This is a genomic window from Chromobacterium sp. W521, assembly GCF_052805975.1.
In genome coordinates, this window is sequence record NZ_JBRBAF010000011.1 from 91,103 (window position 1) to 110,381 (window position 19,279).

Here is a 19,279-nt window from a genome sequence, read left to right on the forward strand (position 1 = left end):
CGCTATTCCATTCCAGATGCTTCCACCACCGTAGCCTCAAGCCGGGCCCTGCCCGGCAAGCCCCGGCGCCAGGCCGGCGGCGCTTCGGCGCTGGCCCAGTATTCCTCTATCTGGCTGATCAGCCCGTGCTCCAGCGTGAACAGCGAATTGGCGAAGAAGCGCGCCGCGCCGTGGTCCACTTGCGCCACCACGTGCCAGCGGCCGTCGGTCAGTAGATTGTCCTGCAGCAGGCGGATGCTCCAGCCCTCTGGATAAACGCGGTTGACGTGGACGATGGCTTCCGCGCCGCGGAAACACTCGCCGCTGCAATGCCATAGCATCACGGCGTCGTCGCACAGCAAGCGGCGCGCGCGCTCCCAGTCGCGGTCCAGGTAGGCGAGGAAGAGTTGAGCGGCGATGGATGGCATGATTTTACCTCATGCTAGTCATGGGATATTGATAATGTACAAAATCAAAATCCTTGTCAATACGCGGCTTTTGCGGGTTTTGGGGCGGAAGTTGTCAGATCAAATAGTCTGATGGCATCATGCTTTTACAAGTAGAGCGTGTTTATGATCTCGCGAGCTAGAGCGAGACAAGGCGCAAACTGCTGAAGAAGCGCAATGTACAAGACTACATGAGCATTCTGAAGCGGTTCTCAACGCCGTATCGCCGACGCGCAGCAGCCCGTAAACCGGTTCTTTTATAGAGGAGACAAGATGACGCACACATCCGCCTACCAGGCATTGACCCACACTTTCGCCCGCTTGCACCGCTTTAGCCACCTTGGCGCCATCGCCGGTTGGGACCAGGCGGCAATGATGCCGAGCAAGGGCAACAACGCCCGCGCCGCCGCGCTGGCGGAGCTGGGGGTGCTGACCCACGGCATCATCACCGCGCCGCAGCTGAAGGAACAGTTGGACGCGGCGGAGCAGGAAAACCTGGACGAGCTGCAGCGCGCCAATCTGCGCGAAATGCGCCGCGAGTGGGCGCAGGCCAATCTGCTGCCGGCGGAGCTGGTGGAGGCCAAGACCCTGGCCGGCGCGCGCTGCGAGCACGCCTGGCGCAGCCAGCGCCCGGCCAACGACTGGAAGGGTTTTCTGGAAAACCTGCGCGAAGTGGTCAAGCTGTCGCGCGAGGAGGGCCGTCTGCTGGCCGAGGCCAGCGGCGGCAGCCGCTACGACGCGCTGATGGACAAGTACGAGCCGGGGATGAAGAGCGTGGAGATCGAGCGCATTTTCGCCGAGGTGAAATCCTGGCTGCCGGGCCTGATCGACCGCACGCGCGCCAAGCAGGCGTCGGAAACGGTGATTGAGCCGGTAGGGCCGTTCGCGGTGGAGCGGCAGCGCGCGCTGGGCGTGGAGGCGATGAAACTGCTGCGCTTCGATTTTGATGGCGGCCGGCTGGATGTCAGCAGCCATCCCTTCTGCGGCGGGGTGCCGGAGGATGTGCGCATCACCACCCGCTACCGCGACGATGATTTCGTCCAGAGTCTGATGGGCATCGTCCACGAAACCGGCCACGCCCGTTACGAGCAGAATCTGCCCAAGGACTGGCTGGAGCAGCCGCTGGGCCGCGCGCGCTCCATGGGCATCCATGAAAGCCAGAGCCTGTCCTTCGAGATGCAACTGGGCCGCAGCCCGGCCTTCCTGCAGTTGATCGCTCCGCTGATCCGCAGCCATTTTGGCGAGCAGCCTGCGTTTGCGCTGGATAATCTGCAGCGTTTGTACAGCCGGGTGCAGCCGGGTTACATCCGTGTGGACGCGGACGAGTTGTGTTATCCGGCGCATGTGATTCTGCGTTTCGAGATCGAGCGCGCACTGATGGACGGCGAGATCGAGGCCGAGGATATTCCGGTGCTGTGGGACGAAAAGATGATAGCTTATCTGGGCGTGGACACCCGCGGCAATTACACCAATGGCTGCATGCAGGACATCCACTGGACCGATGGCGGCTTCGGCTATTTCCCCAGCTACACGCTGGGCGCGATGTACGCGGCGCAGTATTTCGCCAGCCTGCGCCGCGCTGAACCGGAGCTGGACGCGAAGGTGGCGGCTGGCAATCTGGAGCCTATTTTTGATTGGTTGAACGCCAATATCTGGAGCCAGGGTAGCCGTTGGAGCACGGACGAGCTGGTACGCCGCGCCACCGGCGAGACGCTGAACCCGGCGCACTTCAAGGCGCATCTGGAGCGGCGTTATTTAGGTGTTTGATTTGGTAGGTCAACCATGAAAAGCGCGGCTAGGCCGCGCTTTTTTTAGGCCCGCTAACAAAACCCCTGATCCTGCGTTGCACCTCCTTGTCCTACTACTAGTACTGCCTGCGTCGGTGCGGCTTGGCTCAGGTACGCTACGCGGTTTTGTTAGCGGTTCTTGGAGCCTGTTTACGATCTGCTACGCGTCGTGAAACGTGGCTCGGTGAGTGCATCTTCAAAATGCGCATATACCGTGTGTACACTCCGCTTTTTCAGCGGTTTTCGCCTTGTCTCACCCTAGCTCGCGAGATCGTAAACACGTTCTTATTGGGGTTGGCTGAAAAACGCGTGGATCGCCGCCGCCAGCGCTTCCGGCTGTTCCCATTGCAGCATATGGCCGGCGTCGGCAATCACGATTTCTTGCAGTTGGGCGAAGCAGGCGCGACGCTGCGGTATGCTGGCGGCCACGCTCTTGGCCAGCGGGTGGTCGTCGGTGTCGCCGCCCAGCGCCCACAGCACCGGCGCGCTGATGCGCTGCCAGCAGGCCATCGCTTCCTCCAGCCGGTACAGCACCGGGTTGACCATTTTGTGGCGCGGGTCGGCGCGGTAGTAGAGGCCGTCGTCCCGCTGCCGGGTCAGTTCGCCCGCCAGCCATTGGGCCCGCTCCGACGTCAGCCTGGGGTTGCGTTCCAGCAGCTTGGCGGCCACGGCGTCCAGTGATTGCAAGTCGCCGAACTCGGGCGCCGCGCGGGTTTCGCGCAGCCAGCGCGCGTAGCGGCCAGGCGCTTCCGCCGGCTTGGTGGCGGCCAGGCCGAAGCCTTCGGCCAGCACCAGCTTTTCTATGCGCTCGGGGCGGGTGCCGGCGTAGATGCCGGCGACCATCGAGCCCATGCTGTGGCCCAGCAGCTTGACCGGCTGTTGCGGCGACAGCGCGTCCAGCAGCGCGTCGAGGTCGGCCAGGTAATCGGGGAAGTAATAGCTGCCGTGGTTCCAGTCGCTGTCGCCAAAGCCGCGCCAGTCCGGCGCCGCCACTTGCCAGCCGTCCGGCAGCGCGTCCACCAGGAATTGGAAGGTGGCCGAGCTGTCCATCCAGCCGTGCAGCAGCACCAGCAGCGGCGCATTGCTAGGGCCCCAGCGGCGCAGATGATAGCGGTGGCGGTTGAGGATCAGGGTTTCGGACTGGCTGAGACGTTGAATCGGCATGGCGGCGCGGGCGGTGGGACGAAAGCCCCAGTCTACCCAGAAACACGGCGAACCGGGAGGTCCGCCGTGCGCGTGGGAAGGAGCTTATTGATGGATGTCGGCGCGGTGCGTCTCCTTCAAGCCCAACAGGCAGACCACGAAGCTGACGCTGTAGACGATGACCGGATACCACAGGCCGTAGAGGATGTCGCCGGTGTAGACCACCAGCGAGAACGCCACGGTGGGGAACAGGCCGCCTATCCAGCCGTTGCCGATGTGATACGGCAGCGACATCGAGGTATAGCGGATGCGGGTGGGGAACAGCTCCACCATGGTGGCGGCCAGCGGGCCGTAGACCATGGCGGCGATCAGGCTGAGCAGCACCAGCACCGCTATCACCATCGGGTAGTGGATCTTGTCCGGGTCGGCCTTGTCCGGGTAGCCGGCCTGTTTCAGCGCGGCCAGCAGCGCGGCCTTGTCGAAGCCGGTCAGCGTCTGTCCGCCCACCTTGATCTGGGTTTCGCCGCCGGCGGGCGCGGCCTCACGCTGGTAGGGCACGCCGTTCTTGGCCAGCAAGGCCTTGGCCTGGTCACAGCTGGTGTTGAGTTTGGCCTTGCCCACCGGATCAAACTGGAAACGGCAGCTGGCCGGGTCCGCCACCACCACCACCGGCGCCTGGCGCGCGGCGTTGGCGATGTCCGGGCTGGCGTAGGCGGTCAGCCATTTGAAGGCGGGAAAGGTCAGCAGAGCCGCTAGAAGCAGGCCGGTCAACATCACCGGCTTGCGGCCGATCCGGTCGGACAGGTAGCCGAAGTACAGAAATAGCGGGGCGGCGATCAGCAGGGAAACCACCAGCAACTGGGTGGCGATCTGTGAGTCGACCTTGAGGATTTGGGTGAGGAAGAACAGCGAATAGAACTGCGCGCAGTAGAAAGTGACCGCCTGGCCGCCGTTGATGCCGAACAGGGCGGTGAGCACGATGCGCAGATTTTTCCAGTTGGTGAAGGATTCGGTCAGCGGCGCCTTGGAGTGCTTGCCCTCGGCCTTCATTTTCAGGAAGGCCGGCGACTCGTGCATCGACAGCCGTATCCAGGTGGAGATGGCCAGCAGCGCCAGCGACAGCAGGAAGGGCAAGCGCCAGCCCCAGTCGTCGAAAGCCGGGCCGGTGAGTTTGCGGCAGGCCAGGATCACCAGCAGGGACAGCAGCAGGCCGGCAGTGGCGGTGACCTGGATCCAGCTGGTGTAGGCGCCGCGTTTGTGGTCCGGCGCGTGCTCGGCCACGTAGATGGCCGCGCCGCCGTATTCGCCGCCTATCGCCAGGCCCTGCAACATGCGCAGCAGCACCAGCAGGATGGGCGCGGCGATGCCTATGCTGGCGTAGCCGGGCAGCAGGCCCACCAGGAAGGTGGAGACGCCCATGATCAGGATGGTGGCGAGAAAGGTGTATTTGCGGCCTATCATGTCGCCCAGCCGGCCGAACAGCAGCGCGCCGAACGGCCGCACCAGGAAGCCGGCGGCGAAGGTCATCAGCGCGAAGATGAAGGCGGTGGTTTCATTGACGCCGGCGAAGAACTGTTTACTGATCACCGCGGCCAGCGCGCCGTACAGGAAAAAGTCGTACCACTCGAAAACGGTGCCCAGCGACGAGGCGAAGATCACTTTGCGCTCGGAGCTGCTGATCGTGTGCCCCGCCGTGGCGGCGGGCGTCAGGGTGCTGCTCATGGTGCTGTCTCCTCTTTGCGACAAGTTGTGGGTCGGGAAGTGGGCTTCCTCTGTTTGGGTGGGCCGATGTTGCGCAGCGCCGCTCAGTCCGGCGCGGGGCGGTCTTGCAAAATCATGCGGGAGGCTTTCTCCGCGATCATCAGCGTGGGCGAATTGGTGTTGCCCGAGGTGATGGAGGGCATGATGGAGGCGTCCGCCACTCTTAATCCGGATAGTCCGTGAACGCGCAGTCTGGCATCGACTACCGCATCGGTATCCTGTCCCATTTTGCAGGTGCCTACCGGATGGAAAATGGTGGTGCCGATGCGGCCGGCGGCGGCGGCCAGTTCCTCGTCGCTCTGGGCGGCGAGGCCGGGCAGGTATTCCTCCGGCCGGTAGCGCGTGAGCGCCGGCGCGGCGACGATGCGTCGGGTCAGCCGCAGCGCGGCCACCGCGACGGCGCGATCCTGCGGGTGGCTGAGATAGTTGGGCTGGATCAGCGGCGCGGCATCCAGCCCCGCGCCTCCGATGGCGACCCGGCCGCGGCTGAGCGGGCGTAGATCGCATACCGAGGCGGTGAAGGCGGGGAAGGGGTGCAGCGGTTCGCCGAAGCGTTCCAGCGACAGCGGTTGCACATGGTATTCCAGGTTGGCGCGTGGCTGTTCCGGGCCGGATTTGGCGAAGGCGCCCAGCTGACTGGGGGCCATCGCCAGCGGTCCGCTGCGCCGCCACAGGTATTCCCAGCCCATGGCCAGCTTGCCGGTCCAGCTATTGGCCAGCTGGTTCAGCGTGCGCGCGCCGCTGACCTTGAACACCATGCGCAGTTGCAGATGGTCTTGCAGGTTGGCGCCGACACCGGGCAGCGCATGACGCACGGCGACGCCGTGTTCTTGCAGCAGCGCGGCGGGGCCGATGCCGCTGCGCTGCAACAAAAGCGGGGAGCCGACGGCGCCGGCGGCCAGGATGATTTCGCCGCGGCAGCGCGCTTGCCAGCGCTGCCGCTGTTGCAGGAATGCAATACCGATGGCGCGGCCGTCCTCCAGCAGCAAGGTTTCCGCCTCGGCATGGGTCAGTACAGTGAGGTTGGGGCGCTGGCGCGCGGGGCGTAGAAAGGCTTTGGCGGTGTTCCAGCGCAGCCCGCCCCGTTGGTTGACTTCGAAATAGCCGCAGCCGGCGTTGTCCCCGCGATTGAAGTCGTCCACTGGGGCGATGCCGCTCTGCTCCGCCGCGTCGCGGAAAGCGTCCAGAATCTTCCAGGACAGCCGCTGCCGTTCCACCCGCCATTCGCCGCCGTGGCCGTGCTGGGCGCGGGCGCTGTCGAAGTGGTCCTCCATGCGCAAAAAGTCCGGCAGCACTTCGTCCCAACTCCAGCCGGGGCAGCCCTGGGCCGCCCAGCCGTCGTAGTCCGCGGCCTGGCCGCGCATATAGATCATGCCGTTGATCGAGGAGCAGCCGCCCAGCACTTTGCCGCGCGGGTAGTTGAGGCTGCGCCCGCCAAGGCTGGGCTCGGGCGCGGTGCGCAGGCACCAGTCGGTGCGCGGATTGCCGATGCAGTAGAGGTAGCCCACCGGGATGTGTATCCAGGGGTAGTTGTCCTCGCCGCCGGCTTCCAGTAGCAGCACGCGGAGCCGCGGATTGCGCGACAGGCGGTTGGCCAGCAGGCAACCGGCGCTGCCCGCGCCGACGATGATGTAGTCGAATGTCTCCGCCAATACCTGCATGCCGCGCTTTCCTATGACGTCAGTATCGCCACCATATAAGATCAAGCCGGGCCGGACTGGGAATAGCCAGAGCGGAACAATGGCTGTTAGTTTTCTAACAGCAGTGCAGTTGAAGCTTGCCATCGTTGTGTGCAAGCGCACCATAAACGCGAGGAGGGTGCAATGTTCGACTGGAACGACATCCGTTATTTTCTGGCCTTGCAGCGCAGCGGCAAACTGCTGGCGGCGGCCCGGCAACTGCGTACCACCCATGCGACAGTGGCCAGGCATATCGAGCAGTTGGAGCGGCAGTTGGGCCAGCCGTTGTTTGTGCAGCAGCCGGACGGATATCAGTTGACCGCGGCAGGCCGGCAGCTGCTGCCGCTGGCGGAGCAACTGGAAAACACCGCGTCCCGGATGCAGGACGAGGCGAGGGTGGGGCATGTGGAGGTGGCCGGCCTGGTGCGCTTGGGCGCGCCGGAAGGCTTGGGTTCCTTATTCCTGTCGCGGCACTTGCCGCGGCTGATGGCGCGCTATCCGGCGCTGGAGATCGACCTGGTGTCGGTGCCGCGCTTCGTCAGCATCACCAACCGCGAGGTGGACATCGCCATCGCGCTGGAGCGGCCGCAGGCCAATATGGTGGTGACGCGCAAGCTGACCGATTACTGCCTGGGCTTGTACGCGACACCGACCTATCTGGACGCGCATGAGCCCATTCGCGAGCGCGAGGACCTGGCCGGGCATCCCATCGTCGGCTATGTCGACGACTTGCTGTTCTCGCGCGAACTGATGTTTCACCGCGGTCTGTGCCGCAACCCGCTGATTAATCTGCGCTGCACCAGCGTGGTGGGCCAGCAGCAGGCGGCGCTGGCCGACGGCGGCATTGCGGTGCTACCGTATTACCTGACCTACGACGACGCGCGGCTGCGTCAACTACTGCCGGAGCTGCGCATCATCCGCTCGTACTGGATCAGCGGCCGCAGCGACATCCGCCGCACGCTGCGCTATCGCGTGGTGTGGGATTTCGTGGTGGATGTGTGCCAGAGCATGCAATGGCTGCTGCTGCAACAGCCAACTCAGCAAAACGAATCAATCGATGCGGGATAAGCTCACTTCATGAGAACGCTCTATCGCAACGGCGGCCCGGATTCGCCGTATTTATGGCGGATGCTGCGGGTGCTGGACTACCTGTGGCGCCATCTGGATGGGCCGGTGCCGCTGGAAAGGTTGGCGGAGGAGGCTTGCTTGTCGCCCTTTCACTTTCACCGCGTGTATCGCGGCCTGATGGCCGAAACGGTGGGGGAGACCCGGCAGCGGCTGTTGCTGCATCGCGCGGCCGGGCAGTTGGACGGCGGCTCGCTCCCTTTGTCGAGGGTGGCGGCGCGTGCTGGCTACGGCGGCACCGCGGCTTTCGTCCGGGCCTTCGCCAGGGCTTACGGCGAGAGTCCGGGCCGCTATCGCCAGCGCAGAGCGTTCATTTCTAGGCAAGACTGGGAGACCGTTATGCATGAAGTGACATTGCTCAAGCAGGATAAGGGGCTGAAGGTGCTGATGCGCCGCCATGTCGGCAGTTATATGGAGATCGGCCAAGCCTTTGGCGCTTTGCAGGCCATCAGTCCGGGTTGCGCAGTCGGCGACGCGCCAGGTCGCGTATTCGGCATGTATCTGGATGATGCGGAACAAACGGAGGAAGCCAAGCTGCGCTCCATCGCCTGCGTGACTGTGCCGGATTCCTGGCAGGAGCGGCCGCTGCCGGATGGGTTTGAATGGGGGGAGATTCCCGCCGGGGAGTACGCTTGCGTGACGCACCTGGGACCGTACGCGGAGCTGTCCACGGTCTGGTCCTGGTTGTACCGGCACTGGCTGCCCGGCAGCGGGCGCGCGCTTGGCGGCGTGCCGTGCGTGGAAGAGTATTTGAATTCGCCTTACGACAATCCGCCCACAGCCTTGCGCACGCGGCTGATGTTGTCGCTGGCCTGACCGCGCTTGTGGTTCAACCATGAAAAAACCCGCGCCGTTTGGCGCGGGTTTTGCCGTAAAGGACGACCCTAGAGCGTACTTACGATCTTGCGAGCTAGAGCGAGACAAGGCGAAAACAACTGAGAAAGCGGAATGTACATGGAGTACATGAGCATTTCGAAGTTGTTTTCAACGCCGTATCGCCGACGCGCAGCAGATCGTAAACAGATTCTTAGCGGGATACGTGGTAGTTCGGCGCTTCCTTGGTGATCTGCACGTCGTGGACGTGAGACTCCTGGATGCCGGCGGAGGTGATTTCCACGAATTCCGCTTTGGCGTGCATGTCGGCGATGGTGGCGCAGCCAAGGTAGCCCATCGAGGAGCGCAGGCCGCCCACCAACTGGTGGATCACCTGGCCGATGGAGCCCTTGTACGGCACGCGGCCTTCGATGCCTTCCGGCACCAGCTTTTCCACATTGCCTTCGTTGTCCTGGAAGTAGCGGTCGGACGAGCCCTGGCTCATCGCGCCCAGGCTGCCCATGCCGCGGTAGGACTTGTAGGAGCGGCCCTGGAACAGCTCGACTTCGCCGGGGGCTTCCTCGGTGCCGGCGAACATGCCGCCCAGCATCACGCAGTTGCCGCCTGCGGCCAGCGCCTTGGAGATGTCGCCGGAGAAGCGGATGCCGCCGTCGGCGATCATCGGCACGCCGGTGCCTTTCAGCGCCTCGGATACATTGTGGATGGCGGTCAGCTGCGGCACGCCCACGCCGGCTACGATGCGGGTGGTGCAGATGGAGCCGGGGCCGATGCCGACCTTGACGCCGTCGGCGCCGGCGTCAACCAGCGCCATCGCGGCGGCGGCGGTGGCGATGTTGCCGCCGATCACGTCCACTTGCGGGAAATTCTTCTTCACCCAACGCACGCGCTCAATCACGCCCTGGCTGTGGCCGTGGGCGGTATCGACCACGATCACGTCCACGCCGGCCTTCACCAGCGCGATCACGCGCTCTTCGGTGTCTCCGCCGGTGCCGACGGCCGCGCCCACGCGCAGACGGCCTTGGCTGTCTTTATTGGCGTTGGGGTGCTCGCTGGTCTTGATGATGTCCTTGACCGTGATCAGGCCCTTCAACTCCCAGGCGTCGTTGATCACCAGCACGCGCTCTAGGCGGTGGGTATGCATCAACTCGCGGGCCTCGTCGATGCTGGCGCCTTCCTTGACGGTGATCAGACGCTCGCGCGGGGTCATGATGGAGCCGACGGTCTGGTCCAGGCGGGTCTCGAAGCGCAGGTCGCGGTTGGTGACGATGCCGACCACCTTGCCGTTTTCGATCACCGGCAGGCCGGAAATCTTGTGGTGGCGGGTCAGCAGCACCAAGTCGCGCACCAGCATGTCCGGGGCGATGGTGATGGGATCCTTGACCACGCCGCTTTCATGGCGTTTCACCTTGGACACTTCGCTGGCTTGTTTCGCGGGGTCCATGTTTTTGTGCACGATGCCGATACCGCCTTCTTGAGCCATGGCGATGGCAAGACGGGCTTCGGTCACCGTGTCCATGGCGGCGGACACCAAGGGCAGGTTCAGGGTGATGTTGCGGGTAAGCTTGGTGGAGAGGACTACGTCGCGCGGCAGAACTTCAGAGTGGGCCGGGACGAGGAGAACGTCGTCGAAAGTATAGGCTTTCTCGATGATACGCATCTTGGCGTTTCCTTTGCGGCAAAGCGGCATTATACCGAGGCATTGCCGCTATTGCAAAAAAACGGGCTTTCCGCCCGCAACCCTGTTACCTTTTTGCCGACCGGCCGCGCAGGCCTTACAATTTGAGTATCTGCAGCGCAATTCGGGTCAGGGAGTCGATGATGAAGTCAACCTTAGTATGGACCTTTTTGCTGGCTTTGCTGGGCTCCGCCGCCGCCAGCGCGGAAGTCTATGTATGGAAGGACGAGGCCGGAAAAACCGTGTACTCGGATCAGCCGCCGCCCAGCGTCAACGCCCGCCGCATGAATACGCGCGTGCCGGCGCCCGCCTCGGCGCCGGTCAAGGAAAGCAAAAAGGCCGCGGACAAGGACGCGAGCGGGGAAAACGCCAGGATCGCCGCGGAGAACGCCAAGGTCGCGGAGGCCAACGCCAAGATCCGCGAGCAGAATTGCCAGAACGCCCGCACTCAACTGGCCACGGTGCAGACCAATAGCCGCATCCGCATGCCGGGTTCCAATGCGCTGGCCTCGGACGCCCAGCGCAATGAACTGATCGCCCAGGCGCAGGCCAATGTGCAGATCTGGTGTGGAAAATAAGTGGCGAAAACGGTTTTTGACTACAAGGCGGTATTGGTTTCCCTACCCAATCTGCCCGGCGTGTATCGAATGCTCGACGCGTCGGGCAGCGTGCTTTATGTCGGCAAAGCCATCGATTTGAAACGGCGGGTCAGTTCCTACTTTCAGAAGAACGACCAGTCGCCGCGCATCCAGCTGATGGTGCGCCAGATCGCCGATATTGAAACCACGGTTACGCGCTCCGAAGCGGAAGCGCTGATCCTGGAAAACAATCTGATCAAGGCATTGACGCCGCGTTACAACATTCTGTTTCGCGACGACAAGTCCTATCCCTATCTGATGTTGACCGGCCACGCCTTTCCGCAGATGGCCTATTACCGCGGCGACCCCAAGCGTCCGAACCAGTATTTCGGCCCGTATCCCAACGGCTACGCGGTGCGCGAGAGCATCCAGATCCTGCAAAAAGTGTTCCGGCTTCGCACCTGCGAAGACGCGGTGTTCGCCAACCGTTCCCGCCCCTGTTTGCTGTATCAGATCAAGCGCTGTTCCGGGCCTTGCGTTGATCATGTCTCCAAGGAAGACTACGCGCGCGACGTGGCCAGCGCGGTGGCTTTCCTGCAAGGCCGCCAGAGCGAGCTGATCGACGGTTTGACCCAGCGCATGATGGCAGCGGCCGAGGCGATGGAGTTCGAGCAGGCGGCGGAGCTGCGAGACCAGATTCAGGCGCTGGCGCGGGTGCAGGAGAAGCAGTTCGTTTCCAGCAACTCCAGCCAGCAAGATTGCGACGTGGTGGCCGCGGTACAGCGGGAAGGCATGCTTTGCGTCAATCTGGTGATGATTCGCGGCGGCCGTCATTTGGGCGACAAAAGCTTTTTCCCGGTCAGCGGGGAGGAGGGCGAACTGGCGGACAGCCTGGAGGCCTTCCTGGCCCAGCATTATCTGGGCGCGCCCTTGCCGCCGGCCATCATCATCAACGGCGAAATTTCCGATACCTTGCGTCAGCACCTGGAGCGGCAAGCCGAGCGCAAGCTGGCCATCGCCAGCAACCCCATAGGGGAGCGGCGGGTATGGCTGGAAATGGCGGAAAAGAACGCCGAGCTGGCCATCATGCAGCGGGCCAACAGCAAAGCCACCCAGAACCAGCGGCTGGCCCAGCTCAACGAGGTATTGGAGTTGGAGGGCGCCGGCCGCTTTGAATGCTTCGATATCAGTCACACCATGGGAGAAGCCACGGTGGCTTCCTGCGTGATCTACGATAAGGGCGCGATGCAGCCAAGCGAATACCGGCGCTACAATATTGAAACCGCCAAGCCCGGCGACGATTACGCCGCGATGCGCGAAGTTCTGTCACGTCGCTACGGCAAGCTGGCGGCGGGAGAGGGCAAGTTGCCGGATGCTGTGTTCATCGACGGCGGCAAAGGGCAGGTGGGCGTGGCCTTGGAGGTGTTCGCCGAAATCGGCCTGAACCTGCCCATCGTCGGCATCGCCAAGGGCGAAGAGCGCAAGCCGGGCCTGGAAACGTTGATCCTGCCGTATCTGGACAAGAGCCTGCAGTTGAGGCAGGACCATCCTGCGCTGCATTTGATCCAGACGGTGCGCGACGAGGCCCACCGCTTCGCTATCACCGGCCACCGCGCGCGGCGCGCCAAGGCGCGCACCGCGTCCACATTGGAGGAGATTCCGGGGGTGGGGGCCAAGCGGCGGCAACAGCTGCTGATGCGTTTTGGCGGCCTGCGCGGCGTGGCCGCCGCCAGCATGGACGACCTGGCTCAGGTGGACGGCATCAGTCGCACGCTGGCGGAGAAGATTTACAACGCGCTGCATTGATTGCCGGCGCGCCATCGTTTATACACTGTAACCATCGCTGTGCGTCCCGTTGTGGCTTGGGGCGAGCGCGCAGTTTTTGACCGAGCCGCAAACAATAAGATTACTGACACCGATGCCCTTCAATTTGCCGATATTCCTGACCTGGCTCAGGGTTGCCCTGATCCCTATCTGCGTAGCGGTTTTCTTTTTGCCGGATTCCGTCCTGCTGCTGCAAAGCCGCAATCAGGTAGGCGCCGCCATCTTCGCATTGGCGGCGATCACCGATTGGCTGGACGGCTACCTGGCGCGCAAGCTGGGGCAGACCTCGGCCTTCGGCGCTTTCCTGGACCCGGTGGCGGACAAGCTGATCGTCGCCGCGGCCTTGATCCTGCTGGTTCAGATGGGGCGCACCGAGGGCTGGATGGCTATGATCATCATCGGCCGCGAGATCGCGATTTCCGCGCTGCGCGAATGGATGGCGGAAATGGGCACTCGCAAGAGCGTGGCGGTGGCCTATATCGGCAAGCTCAAAACCACGGCGCAGATGGTGGCTATTCTATTGCTGCTCTATGCCGGGCCGCTGCTTCCCGGCGTCTCCACATTAATTTTGGGCAACGCCTTCATGGTTTTGGCGGTGATTTTGACTTTGTGGTCAATGGTTTATTATCTTCGGATGGCTGCCAAGGAGTTTTCCGGGAAAAAAATTGATGTTTGAAGTGTTGACAGTGCCTGATAAATCCTTATAATTCGCATCTCTCAGCGCTGCTCCAGCAGCAGCGAAGAGAAAGCAGAAGTATTGCAGCAGTTTTGAATGCGGGAATAGCTCAGTTGGTAGAGCGCAACCTTGCCAAGGTTGAGGTCGCGAGTTCGAGCCTCGTTTCCCGCTCCAAATCCTCTGCAATAGCGTTATGCGACGCGGGAATAGCTCAGTTGGTAGAGCGCAACCTTGCCAAGGTTGAGGTCGCGAGTTCGAGCCTCGTTTCCCGCTCCAAAACTTCTGCAATAGCATTGTGCGACGCGGGAATAGCTCAGTTGGTAGAGCGCAACCTTGCCAAGGTTGAGGTCGCGAGTTCGAGCCTCGTTTCCCGCTCCAGTGTCCGCATGCTTGTTGTTGCCGTACCCTGCGGGAATAGCTCAGTTGGTAGAGCGCAACCTTGCCAAGGTTGAGGTCGCGAGTTCGAGCCTCGTTTCCCGCTCCAAATTCACAACGGTCAGCGTAAGCTGACAGTTCGCCGGTAACGGCGGGGTAGCAAAGTGGTTATGCAGCGGATTGCAAATCCGTCTACGCCGGTTCGATTCCGACCCCCGCCTCCAGTTAAAGCCCCGTAAGTCAAAGACTTGCGGGGCTTTTGCTTTGTTTGGCCCGCACTCGTAATCGCCAAGCTCAGAGTGGTTTTTTCTCTTTTATCACGGATTGGAATCAAGTCCGCAGTTCTCCGTAGCGGCGTGCCATGGCCTTGATTGCCATCCCTGTTTGCCAGCGGGCCGGCTCTGGGATAGAATCGCCGTCTCTTTGCCCGCCCCGGTGGTGAAATTGGTAGACACAAGGGACTTAAAATCCCTCGACTTCGGTCGTGCCGGTTCGATTCCGGCCCGGGGCACCACTACGGCAAAACCGTCCACGAGACGAAAACGACCCGCACAGCCAGGCGCTGGGCGGGTTTTTTTTCGGCCTCTCTTAAAGCCGCACCTCGAATTCATAGAGATCGCTGCGGCACAAAACTTCGCTGAATTCCAATACCTGTTCCGCCGAGTTCAAACTAGTCTGCTGGATGCGCAGCAGCGGCGTACCGGTCTGGACATGCAATAGGGCGGCGCTGTCTGGGTCTGCCGGGCAGGAGGCCAGGCGGAAGTGCTTATGGCCGATCTCCACGCCATGCTGTTCCCACCACTGGTAGAGCGAGTGTTCTAGACGCTCCGGCTCCGGTAGATAGGTCAGCGGGATATAGGTGGTCTCCAGCGCAGCCGGCGTGCCGTCCATCATCCGCAGGCGGCGTAGCTTGGCGATGTCCGCGTCGGCGGGCAGCCGCAGCAGACCGGCGATGGCGGCCGGCGCGCGTTCACGCTGCCGCAGCAGCCATTGATTGGCCACGCTGCCGCCGCTGCGCAGTACTTGCTCGGTGAATCCGCCTTTGTCATTGAGCGAGTAGCGGAAAGCCTGCGCGACGCGTGTTCCTTGGCCTTGCTGGCGCGTGATCAGCCGCTTGCGCTCCAGCTCCGCCATCGCTTTGCTGATCGTGACGCGCGACAGCCCCAGTTTTTCCGCCATCAGCCGCTCTGTCGGCAGGAAAGTCCCTTCGGCCAACTGATGTCGCCGGATGGCTTGTTCCAGCGCGTCGGCGATCATCAGATAACGCGGCATAGTGCCAGGCTGCCGTAGGCTGGCGACCAAGCATTCCAGAATATCGCTCATATCGTATGAAAGCTCCTGTGCGTGCGCGTTCCAGTCTAAATCAATGCCGGAAGGCATGGGGAGAGCGGCTCAAGCTTTCTGGCATGCTTTCCTGATCAATAGTATGGTTATGTGCTATTGGATTTGCATTGGACTTATCATACGATGCCAATCAAAGTCCTTAGAACGTGTTTACGATCTCGCGAGCAAGGGCAAGACAAGGCGAAAACGGCTGAAAAAGCGGAGTGTACAGACGGTACATGAGTATTTTGAAGCCGTTTTCAGCGCCGTATCGCTCGTTTGCAGCAGACCATAAACAGGGCCTTAAACGGACTTCGGCGTTGGCATCCTGGCGGAGAGAAGTGGTTTGACAATGATTAGCAAGGGCTACCAGTCCATTCTTGGGGCTCTTTACGGGCAGGCGGCGGGGGATGCGATGGGCATGCCTTCCGAACTGTGGCCGCAACGGCAGGTGCAGACGTTCTTTGGCTGGATAGACGACTTCCTGCCCGGCCCCGCCGAGAACTTCGCCGCTTCCGAGTTTGTCGCCGGCGAATTCACCGACGACACCCAGCAGGCCATTGCATTGATGGACGCCTTGATCGCCGCCGACGGGGCGGTGGAGCCCGAGCGCATCGCCGCCAACATCATCGCTTGGGCCGAGGGCGTCGACGCCTTCAACAAGAACATTTTAGGACCCAGTTCGAAGGCTGCGCTGAGGGCGATTTTGTCCGGCCGGTCCATCGACTCGCTGGGCGCCAACGGCATTACCAACGGGGCGGCGATGCGAGTGGCTCCCCTGGGCTGCTTATTACCCAGCGCGAACCGCGAGGCTTTTATTCATGCGGTGCGGCTAAGCTGCAGTCCCACCCATCAGTCCGATATCGCGGTGGCCGGGGCCGCGGCTATCGCTTGGGCGGTGTCCCGAGCGGTGGAGGGGGCGGATTGGCCCTGCATCCAGGCAGAACTGCCTGGGGTCGCCGAGCAGGCGCAGCTGGAGCGCATCACCACGTTCAGCCCTCTGCTGAGCCGGCGTTTGGATTGGGGATTCGAGGTGGCGGCGCGTTTGCGGGGACGGGACGATGCGGCCGTGGTTGCCGAGCTGTACCGCACGCTGGGGGCCGGCATGGACACGATAGAGTCGGTGCCGACCGCCTTGGCCTTGGTGGATTGCGCGCAAGGCGACCCGCGCCGTTGCGCGGTGCTGGCGGCCAATCTGGGCGGCGACACCGACACCATCGGCGCGATGGCCACCGCGGTATGCGGCGCCTTGCGAGGCGCGGACGCGTTGCCCGCCGAATGGCGGGAGCGCATCCGGAAAGTGAATGGCGTTGATTTCGAATCTTACGCGCGGGCTTTGAGCGCATTGCGGTTTAGGGGGTGAGCAGATGAGCGATGTACAAGCAGCAGAGGGCTGGCGACTGGAGAGCGCGGGCATCGAACAAGTGCCGGAGCATGAGTGCAAGGGGAGGCCCGTCGAGTTGTTCTGGGTGTGGCTAGCGGCCAATATCGGCATCCTGGGCGTGGTTTACGGCGGCATCGTCACCAGCTTCGGGCTGTCCTTCTTCCAGTCTTTGCTGGCTGCGGCGCTGGGGGTGGCCAGTTTTGCCCTGGTGGGGGTGACCAGCATCGCCGGCCGGCGCGGCCGCACCTCCACGCTGACCTTGTCGCGGGCCATCTTCGGACTGCGCGGTAACGCCGCGCCCACCGCCTTCAGCTGGTTCAATCTGATGGGGTGGGAGGCGGTCAACGTGGTGACCGGCGCTTTGACGCTGGCGGCGCTGTGCCAGGCGCTGGGCATGGCGGAGAGTCGTTTGCTGACCGCTGTGTGTTTGTTCTTGTTCATCGGCTTGACCATCGTGGTCAGCCTGCTGGGACAGGCTACCGTGGTGTGGATGCAAAGTTGGTTAAGCCGGATTTTCGGCAGCATGACTCTGGTGGTGATCCTGTATGTGGCGTCGACGGCTGACTGGGGCGCCATCATGGCGCGGCCGGACGGCAACTGGCTGACTGGCTTCTGGCCGGCGGTGTCGGTGATCGCCGCGGGCACCGGCATTAGCTGGGCGATCGCCGGCGCGGACTATAGCCGTTATCAGCGGGCCGGCTCATCCAACAGCGGCATTTTCGGGGCGGTGATGGCGGGGGCGTCGCTGCCCTTGATGCTGCTGATCTTCACTGGCGTGCTGCTGTCGGCGCAGATTCCGGACCTGGCCAGCGCGGCCAATCCCATTGCCAAAATCGGCGCGGTGCTGCCGGCCTGGATGGCGGTGCCCTATCTGCTGACCGCGACCGCGGGCATCGTGACCATGGCCGTGCTCAGCCTGTATTCGGCCAGCCTCAATCTGCTGACCATAGGCGTCAAGGTCAGGCAGGCGCAGGCGGTTTCCATCAATGCGCTGATCGTGTTGGCGATCGCCGCTTACGTTTTATTCGTCTCCAGCGATTTCCTGGGGCCCTTCATTTCCTTCCTGCTGTTCTGCGGCGTGTTCCTGGCGGCCTGGGAGGCGGTGTTTGTGCTGGATTACCTGCTGCTGCGTCATCGCCAAGGTTATGACGATGCGGCCTTGTCCGGCGAGGGGCGGCAGGCCTTTCGCGGCGGGCCCTTGCTGTGCTGGCTGCTGGGCGCGGCCTGCGGCCTGCTGGTGAGCAAGACCGGCTTTATCGACGGTCCGTTGGCGGTGGGTGTTTTCGCGGATTCCAGCCTTGGCTTGTTTGTGTCTTTTGGAACCAGCTTGCTGGCTTACGGCTTGTATCTGTTGCTGAAGGAGCGACGCGCATGACCATTCCGTGTCCAAGTTATCATCCGACCAAGGCGATTCTGGCTTTGGGCGGCGCTGTGGGAGATGTGGTGCTGACTCTCCCGGAACTGCCGCGAAGCGGCGGCGATGTAGAGGCCTTGCAGCAGGAGCGCCAAATCGGCGGCTGCGCCTTCAATGTGGCGAGGGCGCTTTGTCAGTTGAACGCTCCTGTGATCAACGGCATGCCGGTGGGCAACGGGCCCTGGGGCGCGGCGGTAGACCGGGCGATGCGGGAGTTGGGACTGCCGGTGCTGTTGCGCAACGCGAATCGCGACAATGGTTGGTGCGTGGCCATGGTGGAGCCCAGCGGAGAGCGCAGCTTCATCTCCATCACCGGCTGCGAAGGGGAGTGGAGTCGCGAGCAACTGGACGCGTTGCCCTTGCCCGCCGACGCCTTGGTGTACGCCAACGGCTATGAACTGGCGGGAGAAGGCGGGCGGGCGCTGCGCGCCTGGCTGTTGGCCTTGCCGTCGGAACAGTTGCGGGTGATCGACCCCGGTCCGCGCGTCGCCTTGCTGGAGCCGGCGTTTCTGTCCAGCCTGAGCGAGACGGAAACCTTATTGACGTTGAACCGGGACGAGATCGCCATATTGTGCGGCCAGGGTGATCCGGTGGCGGCTGCACAGCGTTTCGCCAAAGACTACCAGTTGACGCTGATCTGCCGCTTGGGCCAGGACGGCGCCTGGGTCTGTCCGGGCACCTACGACCCATGGCATCTGCCCGGCTATCAAGTTTCGGTGGTGGACACCATAGGCGCGGGCGACGCGCATTGCGCCGGTTTGTTGGCCGGTTTATCCAGCGGCTGGCCGCTGCATTACGCGGTGGATCTAGGCAATCGGCTGGCCGCCTGTGTGGTGGCGAGCGCCGGACCGGACGCGGCGACGGATTGGGACAGCTTGAACCGCCGCTTCCCCGCTGCTTGCCTGTGAGCCGCCTTAGGGGGCGTGTGAAGCAAGGGAGGCCGGCTGGGCGCGGATAACGTGGCAAAAGACAGACGGATAGGAGTGGAAACGCCGCAATTGGCGTCAAGTGCTGGACATAAAGGGGCATTACTTAGTACTCTCCCACCCTCGTGAGCGCCTGCCCGGCAATGGGGCGCCCGGAGGATTCCGTTTGGCGCTTTCCTCCATTGCGTCAAGTTGGCTCCGCTGTCGACAAGCAGGGCGGGCCGATGGGTGCGGGGTCATGGCCCTGTCCCGGCAGGCCGCCCGCTTGGGTCCGGCTCCCGGATACCCTGCATGATTGGAAATTTTTCACGGCGCGCAGACGTCTTGTCTGCGCGTGTTGGTCAAGCCTG

15 protein-coding genes and 6 tRNA genes are annotated in these 19,279 nt (G+C 62.9%); 15 read left to right on the top strand and 6 right to left on the bottom strand.

Translation table 11 applies throughout. The features are described from left to right. Positions 1 to 2 precede the first annotated feature (2 nt). Entirely contained in the window at positions 3 to 407 is a 405-nt protein-coding gene (locus ACUXV1_RS17920) for a nuclear transport factor 2 family protein (RefSeq protein WP_446016118.1), read from the bottom strand. Positions 408 to 698: 291 nt separating this feature from the next. On the opposite strand from ACUXV1_RS17920, the gene ACUXV1_RS17925 reads away from it, so the two are divergent. Beyond that, positions 699 to 2,192, top strand: coding sequence for a carboxypeptidase M32 (locus ACUXV1_RS17925; RefSeq protein WP_446016119.1), 1,494 nt, complete (start codon positions 699 to 701; stop codon positions 2,190 to 2,192). A gap of 305 nt (positions 2,193 to 2,497) precedes the next feature. Here ACUXV1_RS17925 and ACUXV1_RS17930 read toward each other — a convergent pair whose 3' ends face one another. The 3 genes from ACUXV1_RS17930 to ACUXV1_RS17940 form a co-directional block, all read right to left on the bottom strand. Next, positions 2,498 to 3,376 carry an alpha/beta fold hydrolase gene (locus tag ACUXV1_RS17930; protein WP_081555420.1) on the bottom strand — a complete coding sequence of 293 codons (879 nt, stop codon included), beginning with the start codon at positions 3,374 to 3,376 and terminating at the stop codon, positions 2,498 to 2,500. 84 nt (positions 3,377 to 3,460) lie between these two features. Then, positions 3,461 to 5,077 carry an MFS transporter gene (locus ACUXV1_RS17935; RefSeq protein ID WP_048412025.1) on the bottom strand — a complete coding sequence of 539 codons (1,617 nt, stop codon included), beginning with the start codon at positions 5,075 to 5,077 and terminating at the stop codon, positions 3,461 to 3,463. A gap of 83 nt (positions 5,078 to 5,160) precedes the next feature. Next, the gene (locus ACUXV1_RS17940) at positions 5,161 to 6,777 is read right to left on the bottom strand and encodes a GMC family oxidoreductase (RefSeq protein ID WP_446016120.1); all 1,617 of its coding nucleotides are present in this window, start codon (positions 6,775 to 6,777) and stop codon (positions 5,161 to 5,163) included. 162 nt (positions 6,778 to 6,939) lie between these two features. On the opposite strand from ACUXV1_RS17940, the gene ACUXV1_RS17945 reads away from it, so the two are divergent. Further along, positions 6,940 to 7,863, top strand: coding sequence for a LysR family transcriptional regulator (locus ACUXV1_RS17945; RefSeq protein WP_081555422.1), 924 nt, complete (start codon positions 6,940 to 6,942; stop codon positions 7,861 to 7,863). Between the two features lie 9 nt (positions 7,864 to 7,872). Further along, positions 7,873 to 8,736, top strand: a complete 864-nt coding sequence (locus ACUXV1_RS17950) for an AraC family transcriptional regulator (protein WP_043637719.1) — start codon at positions 7,873 to 7,875, stop codon at positions 8,734 to 8,736. 211 nt (positions 8,737 to 8,947) lie between these two features. Here ACUXV1_RS17950 and guaB read toward each other — a convergent pair whose 3' ends face one another. Then, positions 8,948 to 10,411 (bottom strand): IMP dehydrogenase, encoded by a 1,464-nt coding sequence (guaB, locus tag ACUXV1_RS17955; protein ID WP_019100074.1) that lies wholly within the window; start codon positions 10,409 to 10,411, stop codon positions 8,948 to 8,950. 161 nt (positions 10,412 to 10,572) lie between these two features. On the opposite strand from guaB, the gene ACUXV1_RS17960 reads away from it, so the two are divergent. From ACUXV1_RS17960 to ACUXV1_RS18000, 9 genes are all read left to right on the top strand, one after another. Next, positions 10,573 to 11,007, top strand: coding sequence for a DUF4124 domain-containing protein (locus ACUXV1_RS17960; RefSeq protein ID WP_446016121.1), 435 nt, complete (start codon positions 10,573 to 10,575; stop codon positions 11,005 to 11,007). Next, the gene (uvrC, locus tag ACUXV1_RS17965; RefSeq protein WP_043637721.1) at positions 11,008 to 12,813 is read left to right on the top strand and encodes an excinuclease ABC subunit UvrC; all 1,806 of its coding nucleotides are present in this window, start codon (positions 11,008 to 11,010) and stop codon (positions 12,811 to 12,813) included. A gap of 112 nt (positions 12,814 to 12,925) precedes the next feature. Continuing rightward, entirely contained in the window at positions 12,926 to 13,507 is a 582-nt protein-coding gene (pgsA, locus tag ACUXV1_RS17970; RefSeq protein ID WP_019100077.1) for a CDP-diacylglycerol--glycerol-3-phosphate 3-phosphatidyltransferase, read from the top strand. A gap of 98 nt (positions 13,508 to 13,605) precedes the next feature. Beyond that, a tRNA-Gly gene (locus tag ACUXV1_RS17975) sits at positions 13,606 to 13,681 on the top strand. Positions 13,682 to 13,707: 26 nt separating this feature from the next. Further along, a tRNA-Gly gene (locus ACUXV1_RS17980) sits at positions 13,708 to 13,783 on the top strand. Between the two features lie 26 nt (positions 13,784 to 13,809). Further along, positions 13,810 to 13,885 (top strand) — tRNA-Gly (locus ACUXV1_RS17985). Positions 13,886 to 13,915: 30 nt separating this feature from the next. Further along, positions 13,916 to 13,991, top strand: a tRNA-Gly gene (locus ACUXV1_RS17990). Between the two features lie 41 nt (positions 13,992 to 14,032). Continuing rightward, a tRNA-Cys gene (locus ACUXV1_RS17995) sits at positions 14,033 to 14,106 on the top strand. Between the two features lie 205 nt (positions 14,107 to 14,311). Further along, positions 14,312 to 14,396: transfer RNA gene (locus tag ACUXV1_RS18000), tRNA-Leu, on the top strand. A 74-nt stretch (positions 14,397 to 14,470) separates the two neighbouring features. Here ACUXV1_RS18000 and ACUXV1_RS18005 read toward each other — a convergent pair. After that, complete coding sequence (locus ACUXV1_RS18005) at positions 14,471 to 15,205, bottom strand: GntR family transcriptional regulator (protein ID WP_446016124.1); 735 nt, start codon at positions 15,203 to 15,205, stop codon at positions 14,471 to 14,473. Positions 15,206 to 15,557: 352 nt separating this feature from the next. Between ACUXV1_RS18005 and ACUXV1_RS18010 the strand changes: the two genes are divergently transcribed. From ACUXV1_RS18010 to ACUXV1_RS18020, 3 genes are read left to right on the top strand one after another with little or no spacing between them, the layout of a single operon-like run. Further along, positions 15,558 to 16,568 carry an ADP-ribosylglycohydrolase family protein gene (locus tag ACUXV1_RS18010; protein WP_446016125.1) on the top strand — a complete coding sequence of 337 codons (1,011 nt, stop codon included), beginning with the start codon at positions 15,558 to 15,560 and terminating at the stop codon, positions 16,566 to 16,568. Positions 16,569 to 16,572: 4 nt separating this feature from the next. Beyond that, positions 16,573 to 17,964: a purine-cytosine permease family protein gene (locus tag ACUXV1_RS18015; protein ID WP_081555427.1), complete on the top strand. Its 1,392-nt coding sequence runs from the start codon at positions 16,573 to 16,575 to the stop codon at positions 17,962 to 17,964. Continuing rightward, positions 17,961 to 18,911, top strand: coding sequence for a PfkB family carbohydrate kinase (locus ACUXV1_RS18020; RefSeq protein WP_081555428.1), 951 nt, complete (start codon positions 17,961 to 17,963; stop codon positions 18,909 to 18,911). The genes ACUXV1_RS18015 and ACUXV1_RS18020 overlap by 4 nt, the downstream gene beginning before the upstream one ends. The last annotated feature ends 368 nt before the right edge of the window (positions 18,912 to 19,279 follow it).